Here is a 14949-nt window from a genome sequence, read left to right as displayed (position 1 = left end):
TCCGCTGGCTATCAATAAAGCGATTGAATCCACGGGCCAGATCGCCCAGTTCATCGGCGCGCGATTCATCCAGGCGCTGGCTCAGATCACCGCCCCCATTACCAATCGCCAACAGGGCGCCAGTTACCCGACGAATCGGCCGGACAATGCCACGGGCCAACAACACCACCAGCAATAGCGATACCAGTGCCACCGCGCCGCCAATCAGGCTGGTCAACCAGACCGTTTCACGTACAGGAGCGTAGATCTGCGCTTCTGGTACTTCGGCAACCAGGGTCCAGTTCAAGTCGCGAAGCGGCAGGCTCAACGCCAAGAAGCCCTCGCCATCGCGCTCGAAACGGCTACTGTGCAAACCATCACCCTTGCTCAGAACAGCCTGGGCTGCGGACTCGCCGATTTGCTCGGAGAGTTTTTTCTTGCCGCTCAACTCCTGTTGCGGGTGAACTTGAATCAGGCCATCACTGCGCACGAGAAACACCCGTCCACGCTCACCGAAGCTGAAGTTGTGGATCAGCTCCGACAGCTCGGTCATGCGCAGGCCAAGCCCGGCGATCCCCACCAACTTACCGGCCTTCTCCACCCGATAGTCGATAAAAAGCGCCAACTCACCGGTGCTGCCATCGGTGTCGATGTTGAGCAGGCGCGGGTTGCCGCTGTCGATGAAACCGTAAAACCATTTGTCCGCCGGGTTGCTGCGGCTCAGGGTCCGGTCCAGGCCTTTTTCGTTGTAGTAGTGATTGGTTTCGGTGCCTGCGAACAATGCCGTGAACGCCTGGTTTTTCTGGCGCAAGGCTTCGAGATACTCAATGAATTGTGGCGCTTGGGCACTGTCTTCACCTGCGGCCAGCCAGTCGCGCAGCAGGGTGTTGTTGGCAATGTCGGCCGCAGCGGTCAACGGACGGCTCAACATGCGCTCGATGTCGTTACGAATTGCCTCAATGCTCGCCGGTAAGGCGGTATCGACCAGGTAACGTTCGGTCAGGCGATTGACGGCCACCGAGTAGATTCCGACCACGATAAGAATGCTCACCAACAGGGCTGCGCCCATGCTTGCGATCAATTGCCACTGAATGCTGCGCCGCCAAAACTGCATGAATCTTCCCCCGGTAAATAAGCCTTGTGCTGCAATAGCCAGGCCAATTGTATACAGGTGGAAATACAATAATTCCATTGACCCACAACAATGCCGCTCACTGCCAGCGGGGCAGTGAGCGAGCAAAAGAGAAAATGGGAGTTGCGGGGGCCTGTCAGCTGTCGCCGATGGTCCGGGCAATGGCATCGACCGTGGCGCTGACTTGCTCTTGGTAACGGTCGAGGGCTTGCTGGTGCTGCGCTTGCAGATCGATCTGCTGCGAGCAGAGGTTGAGAGCTGCAAGAACCAGCAGCTTGTCACCGATCAGCGTCGGATATTTACGTTTGGTTTCGGCCAGCGAGGCGTTGAGCATCTGCACGGCCTGCGCCAGGGCCTGCTCCTGGCCTTCGGGAGCCTTGATCGAATAATCGCTGCCGAGAATCGACACGACATTGATCGGCTGTGCTGAAGTTCTCATGCGTTGACGGCACCAGCGCTTGCGCGCTCAACCAGAGCCTGGATGCGTGCAGCAGTAGAGCCCTGCTTTTCTTCCTGTTCCATCAGCGCCAGTTGCAGGCTCTCGTTTTCATCCTTGGCCTGGGCCAGTTGCGCGTTGATCTGCTCGTTGCGTTCGCTCAATTCCTGATTCTTTTGTACCAGGTCGCTGACGAGTTGTTCCAATTGACTGAGGGAAGTTTCCAACATGATTGCCTTCTCGGGTTTTTCAGGGGGCGCACACGATAAAGAAAAGTCCGCGTGCTAGCCAGGGATATCGGGTTAGACGCTTCGGCCTGGTGCAGATTGACCTGGCTTAGGCAGTCTGGTTCCCGCTACAGATGTCCGCTTGTCAGGAAAGTTGCTTGCTGCCTCACAGTTTGATCATCCACCCCTCAAGTCTGCCAAATGTTGACCGATAGGCAAGGCAATCCTCAATCTGTCGCATGAAGTGCGCGCTATTTTCCCCCTCCGGAAGACCACTATGTCCCTTCGTAACATGAATATTGCCCCGCGCGCGCTGCTGGGGTTTGCCCTGATTGGCGCGCTGATGCTGGGGCTGGGTCTGTTTGCGCTGAACCAAATGAGCAAGATTCGCCAGGCCGGCGAAATTATCGAGAACTCCACCGTACCCAGCATTACCAACGTCGATCAGCTCACCCAGTTGACTCTGCGCCTGCGCACCCTGTCCTATCGGTTGCTACTCAATCGCGAAGCCGACACGTTGCAGAACACGCGCAATCTGATCGCCCAGCGCAACCAGCAGATCGACGAAGCCCGCAAGGTCTACGAACCGCTTATCTATGGCGCTCAGGAGCGCGCCGCCTATAACCAATATGTGCAGTTGCTTGGCCAGTACCGCGAGTTGGAAAATCGCATGCAACTGGCCTCGCAAAACAACGACCTGGAAACCCTGCGCAACCTGATCAACCGCGACATGCTCAACAGTTCCGAGCAGATCAACAGCGTCATGGATCAACTGGTCAGCATCAACACCGAGCAAACCCGTACGATCAACCAGACGGCTGCAGAACAGTATTCCAACGCCGTCACCCTGGTGATCAGCCTGCTGCTGTTCGCCACTGTGCTGACCCTGGGCTGCGCCTTGCTGCTGACCCGCAGTATCGTCAAACCTATCGATGATGCCCTGCAGGCCGCCGAACGCATTGCCGAAGGCGATCTCACCCGCAACATCCACACCGAAGGCCATGATGAAGCCGCACGCCTGCTGCGAGCCATGGCCAAGATGCAAGACAAGCTGCGCGATACACTGCAGCTGATTGCCGGCTCTGCCACTCAACTGGCTTCAGCTGCCGAAGAATTGAACAGTGTTACGGACGAAAGCGCCCGTGGCCTGCAACAACAGAACAACGAGATCGAACAGGCCGCCACGGCGGTCACCGAAATGACCAGCGCCGTCGAAGAAGTGGCGCGCAATGCCGTCAGCACCTCGGAAGCATCCAAGGAAGCTACGCGCTCGGCAGGTGATGGCCGCGACCTGGTGCTGGAAACTGTCAGCGCCATCGAGCGCATGAGTGTCGATGTCCAGGGCACTGCCGATCTGATCGGCAACCTGGCGGAAGAGTCTCGCGATATCGGTAAGGTGCTCGACGTAATTCGTGGCCTGGCCGACCAGACCAACCTGTTGGCACTTAATGCCGCCATCGAAGCGGCAAGGGCCGGCGAAGCCGGTCGCGGATTTGCCGTGGTTGCTGATGAAGTCCGCGCCCTGGCGCATCGCACCCAGCAATCAACCAGCGAAATCGAACGCATGATCGGCAGTATCCAGGGCGGTACCGAACAAGCGGTCAACTCCATGCGCAACAGCACCGAGCGCGCCGAGTCGACGCTCAACATTGCCCGCGGCGCAGGCCTGGCGCTGGACACCATCACCGGCGCCGTGGCCGAAATCAACGAGCGTAACCTGGTCATTGCCAGCGCTGCCGAGGAACAGGCCCAGGTGGCTCGCGAAGTAGACCGCAACCTGGTCAATATCAACGACCTGTCGGTGCAATCGGCCACCGGCGCCCACCAGACCAGCGCGGCAAGCGCCGAGCTGTCACGTCTGGCAGTTGATCTGAACGGGCTGGTGGCACGCTTCAGCGTCTGATCATCGCGGGGCGAAAGCCCCCAGTCAGAACTCGATACGCACGTCGCCCTTGGGCACGCTGCAGCAAGAAAGGATATAGCCTTCGGCGACATCATCATCGGTGATGCCGCCGTTGTGCTCCATCTCCACCTCGCCGCCCAGTTTGAGCACCTTGCAGGTGCCGCATATTCCCATGCCGCAGGCCTTGGGAATCATCAAGCCAAGTTTGGCCGCCGCCGCGTGCACGGTTTCGCCAGGCGCCACGCGAATGCTCTTGCCAGTGGCGGTGAACTCGACCTGATGCAGGTCGGCATTGTCTACCTCCGGGGCATCGGCAGCCTGTTCGGCAAGCTCCACCGCATCGGCCTTGACCTCCGCCGGGGTCGCCCCGAAAGACTCCTCATGGTAACGGCTCATGTCATAGCCGCTACCTTCGAGCATGCGCTTGACCGCATGCATATAGGGCGTAGGCCCGCAGCAGAAAATCTCCCGCTCCAAATAGTCCGGAGCAATCAACTCCATCAGCTTCTGGTTCAAATAACCGCGATAGCCCGCCCAGGGCTCTCCCAGGCCATGCTTCTCGCAAATAATGTGCAAGCTGAAGTTGTCGATCCGCGACGCCATGTGCTCAAGCTCGCGGTGATAAATGATGTCTTTGGGCGAGCGCGCGCTGTGCACAAAGACCATATCCACATTGCCGTTGGTGTCGTAGAACCAGCGAGCCATGGACATCACCGGCGTGATGCCGACGCCACCGCTCAGGTACAGCACCTTGGGGCTCGGGAAGTCGATGGCATTGAACAACCCCACCGGACCATGAACCGCCAGTTCCTGGCCTTCGTGCAAGGTGTCGTGCAGCCAGTTGGAAACCCTGCCACCCGGCACCCGCTTGATGGTCACCGAAAAGCTGTAGGGCACCGAAGGCGAGCTGGAAATGGTGTACGAACGCATGATCGGCTCGCCATCGATCTCCAGCTCCAAGGTCACGAACTGCCCCGGCTTGAAGAAGAACATGATCGGCTGGTCGGCCATGAAACAGAAAGTGCGCACATCCCAGGTTTCCTGGATCACCTTTACGCAACGCACGATGTGGCGGCCGTTGGCCCAGGTCTGGGTGCTGACCGGATTGAGGAAGGTGTTGGACATGCTCATCTCCACGGCCGACTGCGGCCTCATGGTTGCGATTCTGCTCAAGCGCCATGCTCGACACATTCCTATCCGCGACATCTGCGTGCTTATCGCGACCAGCCCCCTGTAACAAGGGCTGCGGCGTCGGAAACGGATCTGATCATGTCGCCCATGGATATGGTTCACCCCCGCTTCGAACGCACACTCCATCGCAAATGATCCTGCTGTAATTGCCTTGCGTCGCCATAACAACGATTAGCCACTTTCACCGGCCACAGCACTGGCCACGAGGACCTACACGATGGACGTCACCGCAACTTTGAGTCTGGGCGATCCACTGGAACCTGCGCGCAAGGCGACTGCCGAGATGCTGCAGAGCCGCGAGCGTACGTTCTCGCTGCCGCAGCCGTTCTATTGCGACGAGCGCCTGTTCCAGATCGATATGGAAGAGATCTTCCAGAAGGAATGGTTGATCGCCGGGATGACCTGCGAAATCCCGACCAAGGGCAACTTCCTCACCCTGCAGATCGGCAAGAATCCCATCCTCGTAGTGCGTGGTGCAGAGGGCCAGGTACACGCCTTCCATAACGTCTGTCGCCACCGTGGCTCACGCTTGTGCACCAGCGACAAGGGCAAGGTCGCCAAGCTGGTCTGCCACTATCATCAATGGACCTACGAGCTGGACGGCCGCCTGCTGTTCGCCGGCACTGAGATGGGCGCCGACTTCGACATGAAGCAGTACGGACTCAAACCGGTGAACGTGAAAACCGCCGGGGGCTACATCTTCATCAGCCTGGCTGAGAATCCACCCGCCATCGACGACTTCCTTGCCACCCTGACCCATTACATGGAGCCCTATGACATGGAGAACACCAAGGTGGCGGTGCAAACCACCTTGATGGAAAAGGCCAACTGGAAGCTGGTGCTGGAGAACAACCGCGAGTGCTATCACTGCGGTGGGTCGCATCCGGAGCTACTGAAAACCTTGCTGGAGTGGGATGACGTAACCGACCCGCGCGCCGACCAGGCATTCAAGGACCATGTGGCCGCTTCAGCGGCGGCCTGGGACGCCGAAAAGATTCCCTACGCCCACGCAAGCTTTGGCCTGCGTAACCGCATCGTGCGCATGCCGTTGCTCAAGGGCACCGTGTCCATGACCCTGGATGGCAAGCAGGGTTGCCAGAAACTCATGGGACGGATCAAGAACCCAGACCTTGGCTCGATGCGTATCCTGCACCTGCCGCACTCCTGGAACCACTGCATGGGCGATCACATCATCGTCTTCACTGTATGGCCGATCAGCGCGCAGGAAACCATGGTCACCACCAAATGGCTGGTACACAAGGACGCAGTCGAAGGCGTCGACTACGATCCGGCACGCATGCGCGAAGTCTGGGATGCCACCAACGACCAGGACCGTCGCTTGGCCGAAGAGAACCAGCGCGGCATCAACTCCACCGCCTACCAACCTGGACCGTACTCCAAGACCTACGAATTTGGCGTGGTGAACTTCGTTGATTGGTACAGCGAGCGCATGCTGAGCAACCTGGGAGCAGCACCTGCGCCTTACCTCAAAGGTGTGGCTGTTCAGTAACGCCTGATCGCGGGGTGTGCTTGCTCCTGGCTTCTGTGGGAGTGGGCTAGCCCCGCAATGCTGTACAAATTTCAACCAATCCCCGCAATCCCCCGGCCCCACTAGCCGCGTCGATACAGCAAACACTTTATCCACAGGACAGCCCACAGCAAATGTGAGCAAGTGGTTGTTTTTTCCAAGGAAATTTTTCGATCAAATTTTGATCAATTCAATACAGGCCTTTAAATACGTGGCATGTAGAGGAGTGGCAACACCTTATCCACAAAGAGGCCAACAGCCTTTGTGTGCAAACGGCGTGGCAGCGAAAAACGATTGTGGATAACACCTCAAACGCACCATTTATCGTGACATCGACGGAACAAACACAGTAATTGGATGTTTTTTAGCCAACAATGTGCAGCCCTTGATCCACGGGGCTCTCAGCCATACGCAAACATATTATCCACAGAGCCGCCAACAGCGATTGTGGGCAATATCATTGCAGTTGCTAAGAGAAAACCCAGATAAATCCGTTACTTAGCCTGGTTGTTTTTTGACCATAAGGCCGAAAGGCACGCAATGCGTGCCTTCCAGCCATACACAAACACTTTATCCACAGATCAGCCAACAGACTTTGTTAGCAACTGCTCAGCGCAATACCCCCTCTTCCACCAGCAGCTTGAGTATCGCTTCGGCACCTGCCTGGGGCGTAACGTCCTTGAGCACTTGCCCCCCGCCGCCACTGGCCTTGGCCGTGGCCGCTTTCATCCGGTCGGCACCACTTTTGGCTTTGATGACTTTCAAGCGCTTGGGCCTGGGTTTGGCCGGTTGCAGCTCGGCATCTGTGAATAATGCGTCCTCGACGACCTCCACCTGGCGCGCGGCCAATACCCCTCGGCGGGCTGGGCCAAAGGCGCTCTGACGCGGCTTGGGCGCGGCGTTGTCCACAGTCGCCAGCAACGGCAAGCGCACCTTCAGCCGACGTCGCTGCCCACGCGGCAGCGCCTGCAGCACCTGAGCTACGCCATTGTCGATAGATTCCACCTCGGCAAGCCCAACTACCAAGGGCCATCCCAGACGCTCTGCCAGCAGAAAAGGCAGCATACCCGAGCCTTCGCCGGTTTCCGCCTGAGTTCCGGTGAGGACCAATTGCGCGCCAGCGTCTCGCAGATAGTCGCCGAGAACGCCCAGGGCATCGGCCCCGCAGGGCTGCTCCAGCACATCCAATTGCCCAAGCCCCATGCCCAGGTACGCCCGTAGAGCCGGCTCCTGTGGATTACCTGCATGCAGAACCTGCAAGTTATCCCCAGCCAACTGCAAACCCAGCTCCACTGCGCGTGCATCCTGTTCGGCACGCCGGGTGCGACCTGAGCTGGGATGAGCACCGATCGAAACAAGACTGATGACCTTGGTGTTCATAGCTGACCCTGTCCTTATGCCGCGTCGCGCTTGGCGCCGTTGCGATAGTTTTCCACAGCCTCGAGCAATGCCTGCAGAATTGCCGCACTGTCACCGATGACCGACAAATCGGCACGTTTGATCATGTCGCAGCCAGGGTCCAGGTTGATTGCCACCACCTTGTCGCAGGCACCAATACCTTGCAGATGCTGGATCGCCCCGGAAATACCCACAGCCATGTAGACGCGTGCAGTCACCCAGGTTCCCGTGGCACCGACCTGGCGATTGCGCGGCATGAAGCCATCATCCACAGCCACCCGCGATGCACCTTCGGTGGCGCCCAACGCTACGGTGGCGCGATGAAACAACTGCCAATCCTTGACCCCGTTGCCTCCAGACACGATGAATTCAGCTTCAGCCATGGCTATCGCGGCCGGATCCACAGCTACCGGGCCGAGGTCTTCAATACGCGACAGGCAGCGTGCCACGCTTGTGGATAAGTGTTCAGGCAAGGCTTCGTGGCGTGTTTCGCTGACCGGATCGGCACATTCGGCTGCAGCCAGAATCAGCCGCGGCAGGCCACGAACAAGATCTTGCTGGCCTGCGCCGGCGCGACCACTGCACTGACCCTCCTTTACCTGCCAGACCCTGGTTGCCGGTCGTTCGTTGATGGCGGCAGCAAAGCGCCGGCCCAGCTCGCCGCCACCGGTACGGCTGTCCGGAAGCAGCCAATGGCGCGGGTTGAACTGGTTATCCACAGCGCGTAAACCTTGCACCAGTTGCTCCGGTGCATAACCTGCGAATTCATCACCCTCGACGATCAGTAGACGGTCAACACCGGCTGTGGAAAAGTTGCTTTCCTTGTGTTCACCGAACACGACGGCCAATACCGCGCCATCACTACCCGCCAGACTGCGCGCCAGCCCCAGTAGATCTCGGTCGTGGCTGCCCAGGCGACCGCCGACCATGTCCGGGACCACAGCAATGTAGAACGTCGGTTGCGTAACCTGATGCAGCGGCAACTCCACCGCCACGGCAGCACTTCGCTTGTTGCTGGTGCCCTGCTGGGCGCCGCTGCGGTCAATGCGCTTGATGCCGTTAGGGCCGATAAAACCAATCCCGTGAAGATTTTTGCGGATGATGCCGTTAGGCCCCATCCAGCTATGCTGCTGAGTCTGTTGCATGGCCGCATGCAATGGATGCAGACGATTACGGGCAATCCACTCGGCGCGTGGATCGCGGCGGATAATGTCGCTCATCAGTGCACCTCCGCAGGTTCACGCTTTGCTGGCGCAGGCTTGCTGCTCGGCGCCTGCTCTTCGAGCAGGGCGTCGGCCACCAACTCCGCCAGGTCTTTGATCAATGGCCGCGGTTCGACCACACCTTCAAGCATCGCCGTGCACTGTGGACAACCCACCGCGACCAGTTCGGCTGCGGTCTCGCGAATGTCCTCCATGCGCATGTCGGGGATCCGTTGCTTGCCCGGAATATCGGTTATAGGTGCACCGCCACCGCCGCCACAGCAACGGGAACGCAAGCCCGAGCGCTGCATTTCCTTCACCTCGATGCCCAGGGCACGGAGTACTTCACGCGGCGCCTGATACTCACCGTTGTAGCGCCCCAGGTAGCAGGGGTCGTGATAAGTGACACTGCCCCCTTTGTGCTGCCCCAGGTTCAGGGCGCCAGCACCAATCAACTCGGCAATGTAAGTGCTGTGGTGCTGCACTTGATACTCGCCACCAAAAGCGCCGTATTCGTTCTTGAGCACGTGAAAGCTGTGCGGATCGCAGGTAACAATGCGCTTGAAGCTGTATTTGCCCAGGGTCTGGATATTGCGCCTGGCCAATTGCTGAAAGGTCGCCTCATCGCCCAAGCGCCGCGCAACATCGCCACTGTCGCGTTCTTCAAGACCCAGCACGGCAAAGTCCACCTGCGCCGCTTTCAACACTTTGACCAACGCGCGCAGCGTGCGCTGATTACGCATGTCGAAAGCACCGTCACCCACCCAGAACAACACGTCCGTACTTTGGGTGTCAGCGAGCAGGTTGAGGTTGAGATCCGCCGCCCAGTTCATCCGCCCACCCGGTGCAAAGCCGCCCGGGTTGTCGGTGGCGATCAGGTTATCCAACACCTCGGCCCCCTTGTTTGGGGTCGCGCCCTTTTCCAGGGTCAGGTGGCGACGCATATCGACGATGGCATCGACGTGCTCGATCATCATCGGGCACTCTTCCACACACGCACGGCAAGTGGTGCACGACCACAAGGTTTCTGCATCGACCAGACCATTGACGATCGGCTGATGCGGATTGCCGCCGTGCTCACCCACGGGCTTGCCCGGATACGGGCTACCGGCAAACTTGGCATCGGTGCCACCTGCCAGGCCAACGACCATGTCCTGGATAAGTTTTTTCGGGTTCAGCGGCTGTCCTGCAGCAAAGGCTGGGCAGGCCGCTTCGCATTTGCCGCACTGCACACAGGCATCGAATCCGAGCAACTGGTTCCAGGTGAAATCCTTCGGTTTCTCGACACCCAACAATGCCTGAGGGTCTTCCAGATCGATGGGTTTAAGGCCGGTAGAACGGCCGCCATTGAAGCGCTCGGCGCGCCGGTGCCAAGCCAGGTGCAAGGCACCGGCGAATGCATGCTTCATCGGCCCGCCCCAGGTCATGCCGAAGAACAACTCCGACACACCCCAGAGCACGCCAACGCCAAGCAGGGCCACCAACAGCCAACCCCCAAAGCCTTCGGGAAGAATGCCAGCCACCGGCAAGGTCGCAATGAAGAAACTTGCGGCAAACACCAAGAGGCTTTTCGGCAACCGCATCCACGGCCCCTTGGACAGGCGTGAGGGTGGATTGAGCCGGCGCTTGTAGACGAACACTGCACCGGCAAACATCAATGCCGTGGCAAACAGCAAGGCATAGCCAAGTATCTTGCTATGCAAGCCAAAACCGTGAACCACAATGGCCAGCACCGCAGCCAGCACGAAACCGCCTGCAGTAGCCACGTGAGTGTTGGCCATGTATTTGTCACGGGCGACCACATGGTGCAAATCGACCATGTAACGTCGTGGCATAGCCAGCAGACCGCCAAACAGATCGACCTTCGAAGGCCGGCCTTGGCGCCACATCCGTACACGCCGCAAGGCGCCGAGGACCGCCAGGCCCAGGGCTGCGAACAACAGGATGGGGATCAGGGTGTTCAACATGGGAAACTCCCACAGCAATCGCGCTTTAAAAAACACCGTGGGAGCGGGTTTGTCCCGCGATAGCCATGAAGGTCACACACCGCTATCGCGGGGCAAGCCCGCTCCCACAGGGGATCAGAAGTCCTTGCACAGGCGCAAGGCGTCGTAGATCGCGGCATGCGTGTTGCGCTGCGCCACGCAGTCACCGATGCGATACAGCAAATACCCATCGCCCGCCTGACTGAGGATCGGCTGCGGCTGGATCGCGAACAGTGCCTCGACATCGATCTGGCCCTTGTTGCGCGAACCCTCCTTGAGACCGTAGTAGAGCGCCTCGTCTGGCCGCACACCGTTCTCGATCACAACCTGATCCACCACCCGCTCCTCTTTGGCGCCGGTGTATTCGTTTTCCAGCACCGCCACCAACTTGTCGCCCTCGCGGTAGACCTTCTCCAGCGCCAAGTCGCCGGTCATGATCACTTCCTTGGGGTACATGCTGCGGTAATAGGTCGGGAACGACGTACCGCCGATGGCCACGCCCGGCTTGATATCGTCGGTGACAATCTCGACCTGGCTGCCTTTGTCAGCGAGGTAGTCGGCGACTGACATGCCGGTGAACTCGCAAATGGTGTCGTAGACCAACACGTTCTTGCCCGGTGCAACCTTGCCATCGAGCACGTCCCAACTGCTGACCACCAGCCCTTCAGCCGCACCCCAGTGTTCGTTCTGCTCCAGGAATGGATGCCCACCCACCGCCAACACGATCACATCCGGGCGTAGATCCTGAATAGTATCGATGTCGGCGGCAGTGCCCAGGCGCAAATCGACCTTCAGGCGCGCCAGCTCCAGTTGATACCAACGCGTGATACCGGCGATCTGATCACGTTGCGGGGCCTTGGCGGCAATGCTGATCTGGCCGCCGATGGCATCCTTTTTCTCGAACAGGGTCACGTCGTGGCCGCGCTCGGCCGATACCCGCGCCGCTTCCATCCCGGCAGGGCCTGCGCCTACTACAACCACCTTGCGCTTGGGCCCGGTGGTCTTTTCAATGATGTGCGGCACGCCCATGTACTCACGGGAGGTAGCGGCGTTCTGAATACACAGCACATCCAGGCCCTGGTACTGGCGATCGATGCAGTAGTTGGCACCGACACACTGTTTGATTTGATCGATCTGGCCCATCTTGATCTTGGCGATCAAGTGCGGGTCGGCGATGTGGGCGCGGGTCATGCCGACCATATCGACATAGCCGCCTTCAAGAATACGTGTGGCCTGGTTCGGGTCTTTGATGTTCTGCGCATGCAGAACAGGAACCTTGACCACTTCCTTGATCCCGGCCGCCAAGTGCAGGAACGGCTCCGGTGGATAACTCATGTTGGGGATAACGTTGGCAAGGGTGTTGTGAGTGTCGCAACCTGAACCGATCACTCCGAAGAAATCGAGCATGCCAGTGGCGTCGTAGTACTTGGCGATTTCCTTCATGTCCTCGTGGCTGAGGCCATCCGGATGGAATTCGTCACCACAGATACGCATGCCCACACAAAAATCCGGCCCCACTTCGGCACGCACCGCCTTGAGCACTTCCAGGCCAAACTTCATCCGGCCTTCGAAGCTGCCGCCCCACTCATCGGTACGCTTGTTGACCCGTGGGCTCCAGAACTGATCGATCATGTGCTGGTGCACGGCCGACAACTCGACGCCATCCAGGCCGCCTTCCTTGGCCCGGCGTGCTGCCTGGGCGTAGTTGCCGATCACCCGCCAGATTTCCTCCGGCTCGATGGTCTTGCAGGTGGCACGGTGCACCGGTTCGCGAATGCCCGAAGGCGACATCAGGGTAGGCCAGTTGAAGCCATCCCAGCGCGACCGACGGCCCATGTGGGTAATCTGGATCATGATCTTGGCGCCGTGCTTGTGCATGGCATCGGCAAGGTTCTGAAAGTGCGGAATGATGCGGTCAGTGGACAGGTTCACCGACGCCCACCATTCCTGCGGGCTATCGATGGCCACTACCGAGGAGCCGCCGCAAATAGCCAGGCCAAGGCCGCCCTTGGCTTTTTCTTCGTAGTATTTGACGTACCGCGCGGTGGTCATGCCGCCATCGGTGGCGTAGACCTCGGCGTGAGCGGTGCTGAGCACGCGGTTGCGGATGGTCAGCTTGCCGATCTGAATCGGCTGGAACATTGCTTCGAAAGCCATGGAGAAATCCTCGACTTACAGCGGCTTGACGATGAACAGGCCGTCATCGTGGCCTTCTTCCGAACCGCCGTAGACCTGCTCGGCGACCGTACGAATGGAGCTACCGCGGGCTGCCAGGATCTGGTCCATGGCCCCGGCAAACCAGCCGGTGAACATGTAGTCGACCTTGCGCCCGACCTTGCCGTACACATAGACGAATGCCGAGTGCTCGAGCCTGACGCTGGCGGTGCCTTTCTCCAGGTCGATATCCTCGATCTTGAACAACCCCCAGCCGCGCTGCGACAAGCGCTTCATGTAGTGCTCGAACACCGCTACGCCTTCCAGGCCATGGCATTCAGCTTCTTTTTCGCACCAGTGCCAGGCGGACTTGTAGCCAGCCTTGTAGAGAATTTCGGCATAGGCATCAGCACCCAGTACTTCCTCGATACCCATGTGGTTGTTGACGAAAAAGTGCCGTGGCACATAGAGCATGGGCAGGGCATCGCTGGTCCAGACACCGGTTTCGCTGTCGACTTCGATAGGCAATTGCGGGGCGATCTTGGCCATGGAAACTCAACTCCAGAAATTTTGGTTGGCTGCCCCTGCGCTGGTGGCAGGGGTGCAAGACGGTGACTGGCGGCTTATTCGCCCCAGACATCTTTAAGAACGTTGACCCAGTTTTCGCCCATGATCTTGCGCACCACGCGCTCGCTATGGCCGCGTTTGAGCAAGGTCTCGGTGAGGTTGGGGAACTCGCCTACGGTGCGAATCCCCAGCGGGTTGATGATCTTGCCGAAGCTGGTCAGACGACGGGCGTAGCCCTTGTCATGGGTCAGGTACTCGAAGAAGTCCTGGCCATGGCCCTGAGTGAAGTCAGTGCCGATACCGATAGCGTCTTCACCCACGAGATTCATGGTGTATTCGATCGCTTCGGCATAATCGTCGATGGTCGAATCGATGCCTTTGGCCAGGAACGGCGCGAACATGGTCACGCCAACAAAGCCACCATGGTCGGCGATGAACTTCAGTTCCTCATCAGACTTGTTGCGCGGGTGCTCCTTGAGCCCGGAGGGCAGGCAGTGGGAGTAGCACACCGGCTTTTTCGATTCGAGAATGACCTCCTCGGAAGTCTTGGAACCGACATGGGAAAGGTCGCACATGACCCCCACACGGTTCATCTCAGCGACGATTTCACGACCGAAACCCGACAAGCCTCCGTCACGCTCGTAGCAGCCGGTGCCGACCAGGTTCTGGGTGTTGTAGCACATCTGCACGATACCGACGCCCAACTGCTTGAACACCTCGACGTAGCCGATCTGGTCTTCATAGGCGTGAGCATTCTGAAAGCCAAAAAGGATCCCGGTTTTGCCCAGTTCCTTGGCTTTGCGGATATCGGCAGTGCTACGCACCGGCATCACCAGGTCGGCGTTCTCGCGGATCAGTTTCTGGCTGGCAGCAATATTGTTGACCGTAGCCTGGAAGCCCTCCCATACCGACACCGTGCAGTTGGCGGCAGTCAGGCCACCTTTGCGCATGTCCTCGAACAGCTCACGGTTCCATTTGGCAATAATCAGCCCGTCGATAACGATGCTGTCGGCGTGTAACTCGGCTGGGCTCATCAGGCGGTCCCCTTTTTTTGAGTTGGGTTGCGCCAAATCTTGTGCCGGCGCTTTAGGGCCAGCATATGCCTAGGGATCAGGTCGCCCCGATGCAAAAACGACAGGGGAATTGCCGAAAGCGTCAAAGGGGGGGAGTTCGCAGGGCTGCACCTCATTTTCACCAGCGCCGTCGCCGCAGTCTGCATGGGTCGCCCCAAATACGCTTATCGGTGC

At 59.0% G+C, this 14949-nt stretch carries 11 protein-coding genes and 2 pseudogenes; 3 read left to right on the top strand and 10 right to left on the bottom strand.

Annotation, left to right across the window (positions count from 1 at the left end):
• Positions 1-19: 19 nt before the first annotated feature.
• The 3 genes and pseudogenes from V0R60_RS26950 to V0R60_RS09420 form a co-directional block, all read right to left on the bottom strand.
• Positions 20-1048, bottom strand: a pseudogene (locus tag V0R60_RS26950) (HAMP domain-containing protein); the annotation flags it as partial.
• Positions 1049-1247: 199 nt separating this feature from the next.
• Complete coding sequence (locus tag V0R60_RS09425) at positions 1248-1550, bottom strand: cell division protein ZapA (protein ID WP_136474128.1); 303 nt, start codon at positions 1548-1550, stop codon at positions 1248-1250.
• Positions 1547-1777 (bottom strand): hypothetical protein, encoded by a 231-nt coding sequence (locus V0R60_RS09420; protein WP_136474127.1) that lies wholly within the window; start codon positions 1775-1777, stop codon positions 1547-1549. The genes V0R60_RS09425 and V0R60_RS09420 overlap by 4 nt, the downstream gene beginning before the upstream one ends.
• A 274-nt stretch (positions 1778-2051) precedes the next feature.
• Between V0R60_RS09420 and V0R60_RS27150 the strand changes: the two are divergent.
• Both V0R60_RS27150 and V0R60_RS27145 read left to right on the top strand, forming a co-directional pair.
• A pseudogene (locus tag V0R60_RS27150) lies at positions 2052-2822 on the top strand (MCP four helix bundle domain-containing protein); the annotation flags it as partial.
• On the top strand, positions 2805-3677 hold the full coding sequence (locus tag V0R60_RS27145; RefSeq protein WP_371922303.1) for a methyl-accepting chemotaxis protein: 873 nt from the start codon (positions 2805-2807) through the stop codon (positions 3675-3677). The pseudogene V0R60_RS27150 and the gene V0R60_RS27145, both read left to right, overlap by 18 nt.
• 24 nt (positions 3678-3701) lie before the next feature.
• Here the strand turns inward: V0R60_RS27145 and gbcB are convergent, their stop codons facing one another.
• Positions 3702-4802 carry a glycine-betaine demethylase subunit GbcB gene (gene gbcB / locus V0R60_RS09410; protein WP_136474125.1) on the bottom strand — a complete coding sequence of 367 codons (1101 nt, stop codon included), beginning with the start codon at positions 4800-4802 and terminating at the stop codon, positions 3702-3704.
• 283 nt (positions 4803-5085) lie between these two features.
• Between gbcB and gbcA the strand changes: the two genes are divergently transcribed.
• Positions 5086-6378 carry a glycine-betaine demethylase subunit GbcA gene (gene gbcA / locus V0R60_RS09405; protein WP_136474124.1) on the top strand — a complete coding sequence of 431 codons (1293 nt, stop codon included), beginning with the start codon at positions 5086-5088 and terminating at the stop codon, positions 6376-6378.
• A gap of 627 nt (positions 6379-7005) precedes the next feature.
• Here gbcA and etfB read toward each other — a convergent pair.
• The 6 genes from etfB to V0R60_RS09375 form a co-directional block, all read right to left on the bottom strand.
• Complete coding sequence (gene etfB / locus V0R60_RS09400; protein WP_330079224.1) at positions 7006-7776, bottom strand: electron transfer flavoprotein subunit beta; 771 nt, start codon at positions 7774-7776, stop codon at positions 7006-7008.
• A gap of 14 nt (positions 7777-7790) precedes the next feature.
• Positions 7791-9014, bottom strand: coding sequence for an electron transfer flavoprotein subunit alpha (etfA, locus tag V0R60_RS09395; protein WP_330079223.1), 1224 nt, complete (start codon positions 9012-9014; stop codon positions 7791-7793).
• Positions 9014-10963: a dimethylglycine demethylation protein DgcB gene (dgcB, locus tag V0R60_RS09390; RefSeq protein ID WP_330079222.1), complete on the bottom strand. Its 1950-nt coding sequence runs from the start codon at positions 10961-10963 to the stop codon at positions 9014-9016. The genes etfA and dgcB overlap by 1 nt, the downstream gene beginning before the upstream one ends.
• 114 nt (positions 10964-11077) lie before the next feature.
• Entirely contained in the window at positions 11078-13138 is a 2061-nt protein-coding gene (gene dgcA, locus V0R60_RS09385) for a dimethylglycine demethylation protein DgcA (protein WP_330079221.1), read from the bottom strand.
• A gap of 15 nt (positions 13139-13153) precedes the next feature.
• A complete protein-coding gene (locus V0R60_RS09380) occupies positions 13154-13684 on the bottom strand; it encodes a DUF5943 domain-containing protein (RefSeq protein WP_136474119.1) in 531 nt (176 codons plus the stop codon).
• A gap of 74 nt (positions 13685-13758) precedes the next feature.
• A complete protein-coding gene (locus tag V0R60_RS09375) occupies positions 13759-14736 on the bottom strand; it encodes a dipeptidase (RefSeq protein WP_203543777.1) in 978 nt (325 codons plus the stop codon).
• Positions 14737-14949: the final 213 nt, after the last annotated feature.

Source organism: Pseudomonas auratipiscis (assembly GCF_036324085.1).
Taxonomy (GTDB): domain Bacteria; phylum Pseudomonadota; class Gammaproteobacteria; order Pseudomonadales; family Pseudomonadaceae; genus Aquipseudomonas; species Aquipseudomonas auratipiscis.
This window is presented reverse-complemented; position numbering and strand designations above follow the sequence as displayed.

Coding starts and splice junctions, on each gene's coding strand:
- V0R60_RS09425 (WP_136474128.1), bottom strand. CDS start 1,550: ATGAGAACTTCAGCACAGCCGATCAATGTCGTGTCGATTCTCGGCAGC.
- V0R60_RS09420 (WP_136474127.1), bottom strand. CDS start 1,777: ATGTTGGAAACTTCCCTCAGTCAATTGGAACAACTCGTCAGCGACCTG.
- V0R60_RS27145 (WP_371922303.1), top strand. CDS start 2,805: ATGGCCAAGATGCAAGACAAGCTGCGCGATACACTGCAGCTGATTGCC.
- gbcB (WP_136474125.1), bottom strand. CDS start 4,802: ATGTCCAACACCTTCCTCAATCCGGTCAGCACCCAGACCTGGGCCAAC.
- gbcA (WP_136474124.1), top strand. CDS start 5,086: ATGGACGTCACCGCAACTTTGAGTCTGGGCGATCCACTGGAACCTGCG.
- etfB (WP_330079224.1), bottom strand. CDS start 7,776: ATGAACACCAAGGTCATCAGTCTTGTTTCGATCGGTGCTCATCCCAGC.
- etfA (WP_330079223.1), bottom strand. CDS start 9,014: ATGAGCGACATTATCCGCCGCGATCCACGCGCCGAGTGGATTGCCCGT.
- dgcB (WP_330079222.1), bottom strand. CDS start 10,963: ATGTTGAACACCCTGATCCCCATCCTGTTGTTCGCAGCCCTGGGCCTG.
- dgcA (WP_330079221.1), bottom strand. CDS start 13,138: ATGGCTTTCGAAGCAATGTTCCAGCCGATTCAGATCGGCAAGCTGACC.
- V0R60_RS09380 (WP_136474119.1), bottom strand. CDS start 13,684: ATGGCCAAGATCGCCCCGCAATTGCCTATCGAAGTCGACAGCGAAACC.
- V0R60_RS09375 (WP_203543777.1), bottom strand. CDS start 14,736: ATGAGCCCAGCCGAGTTACACGCCGACAGCATCGTTATCGACGGGCTG.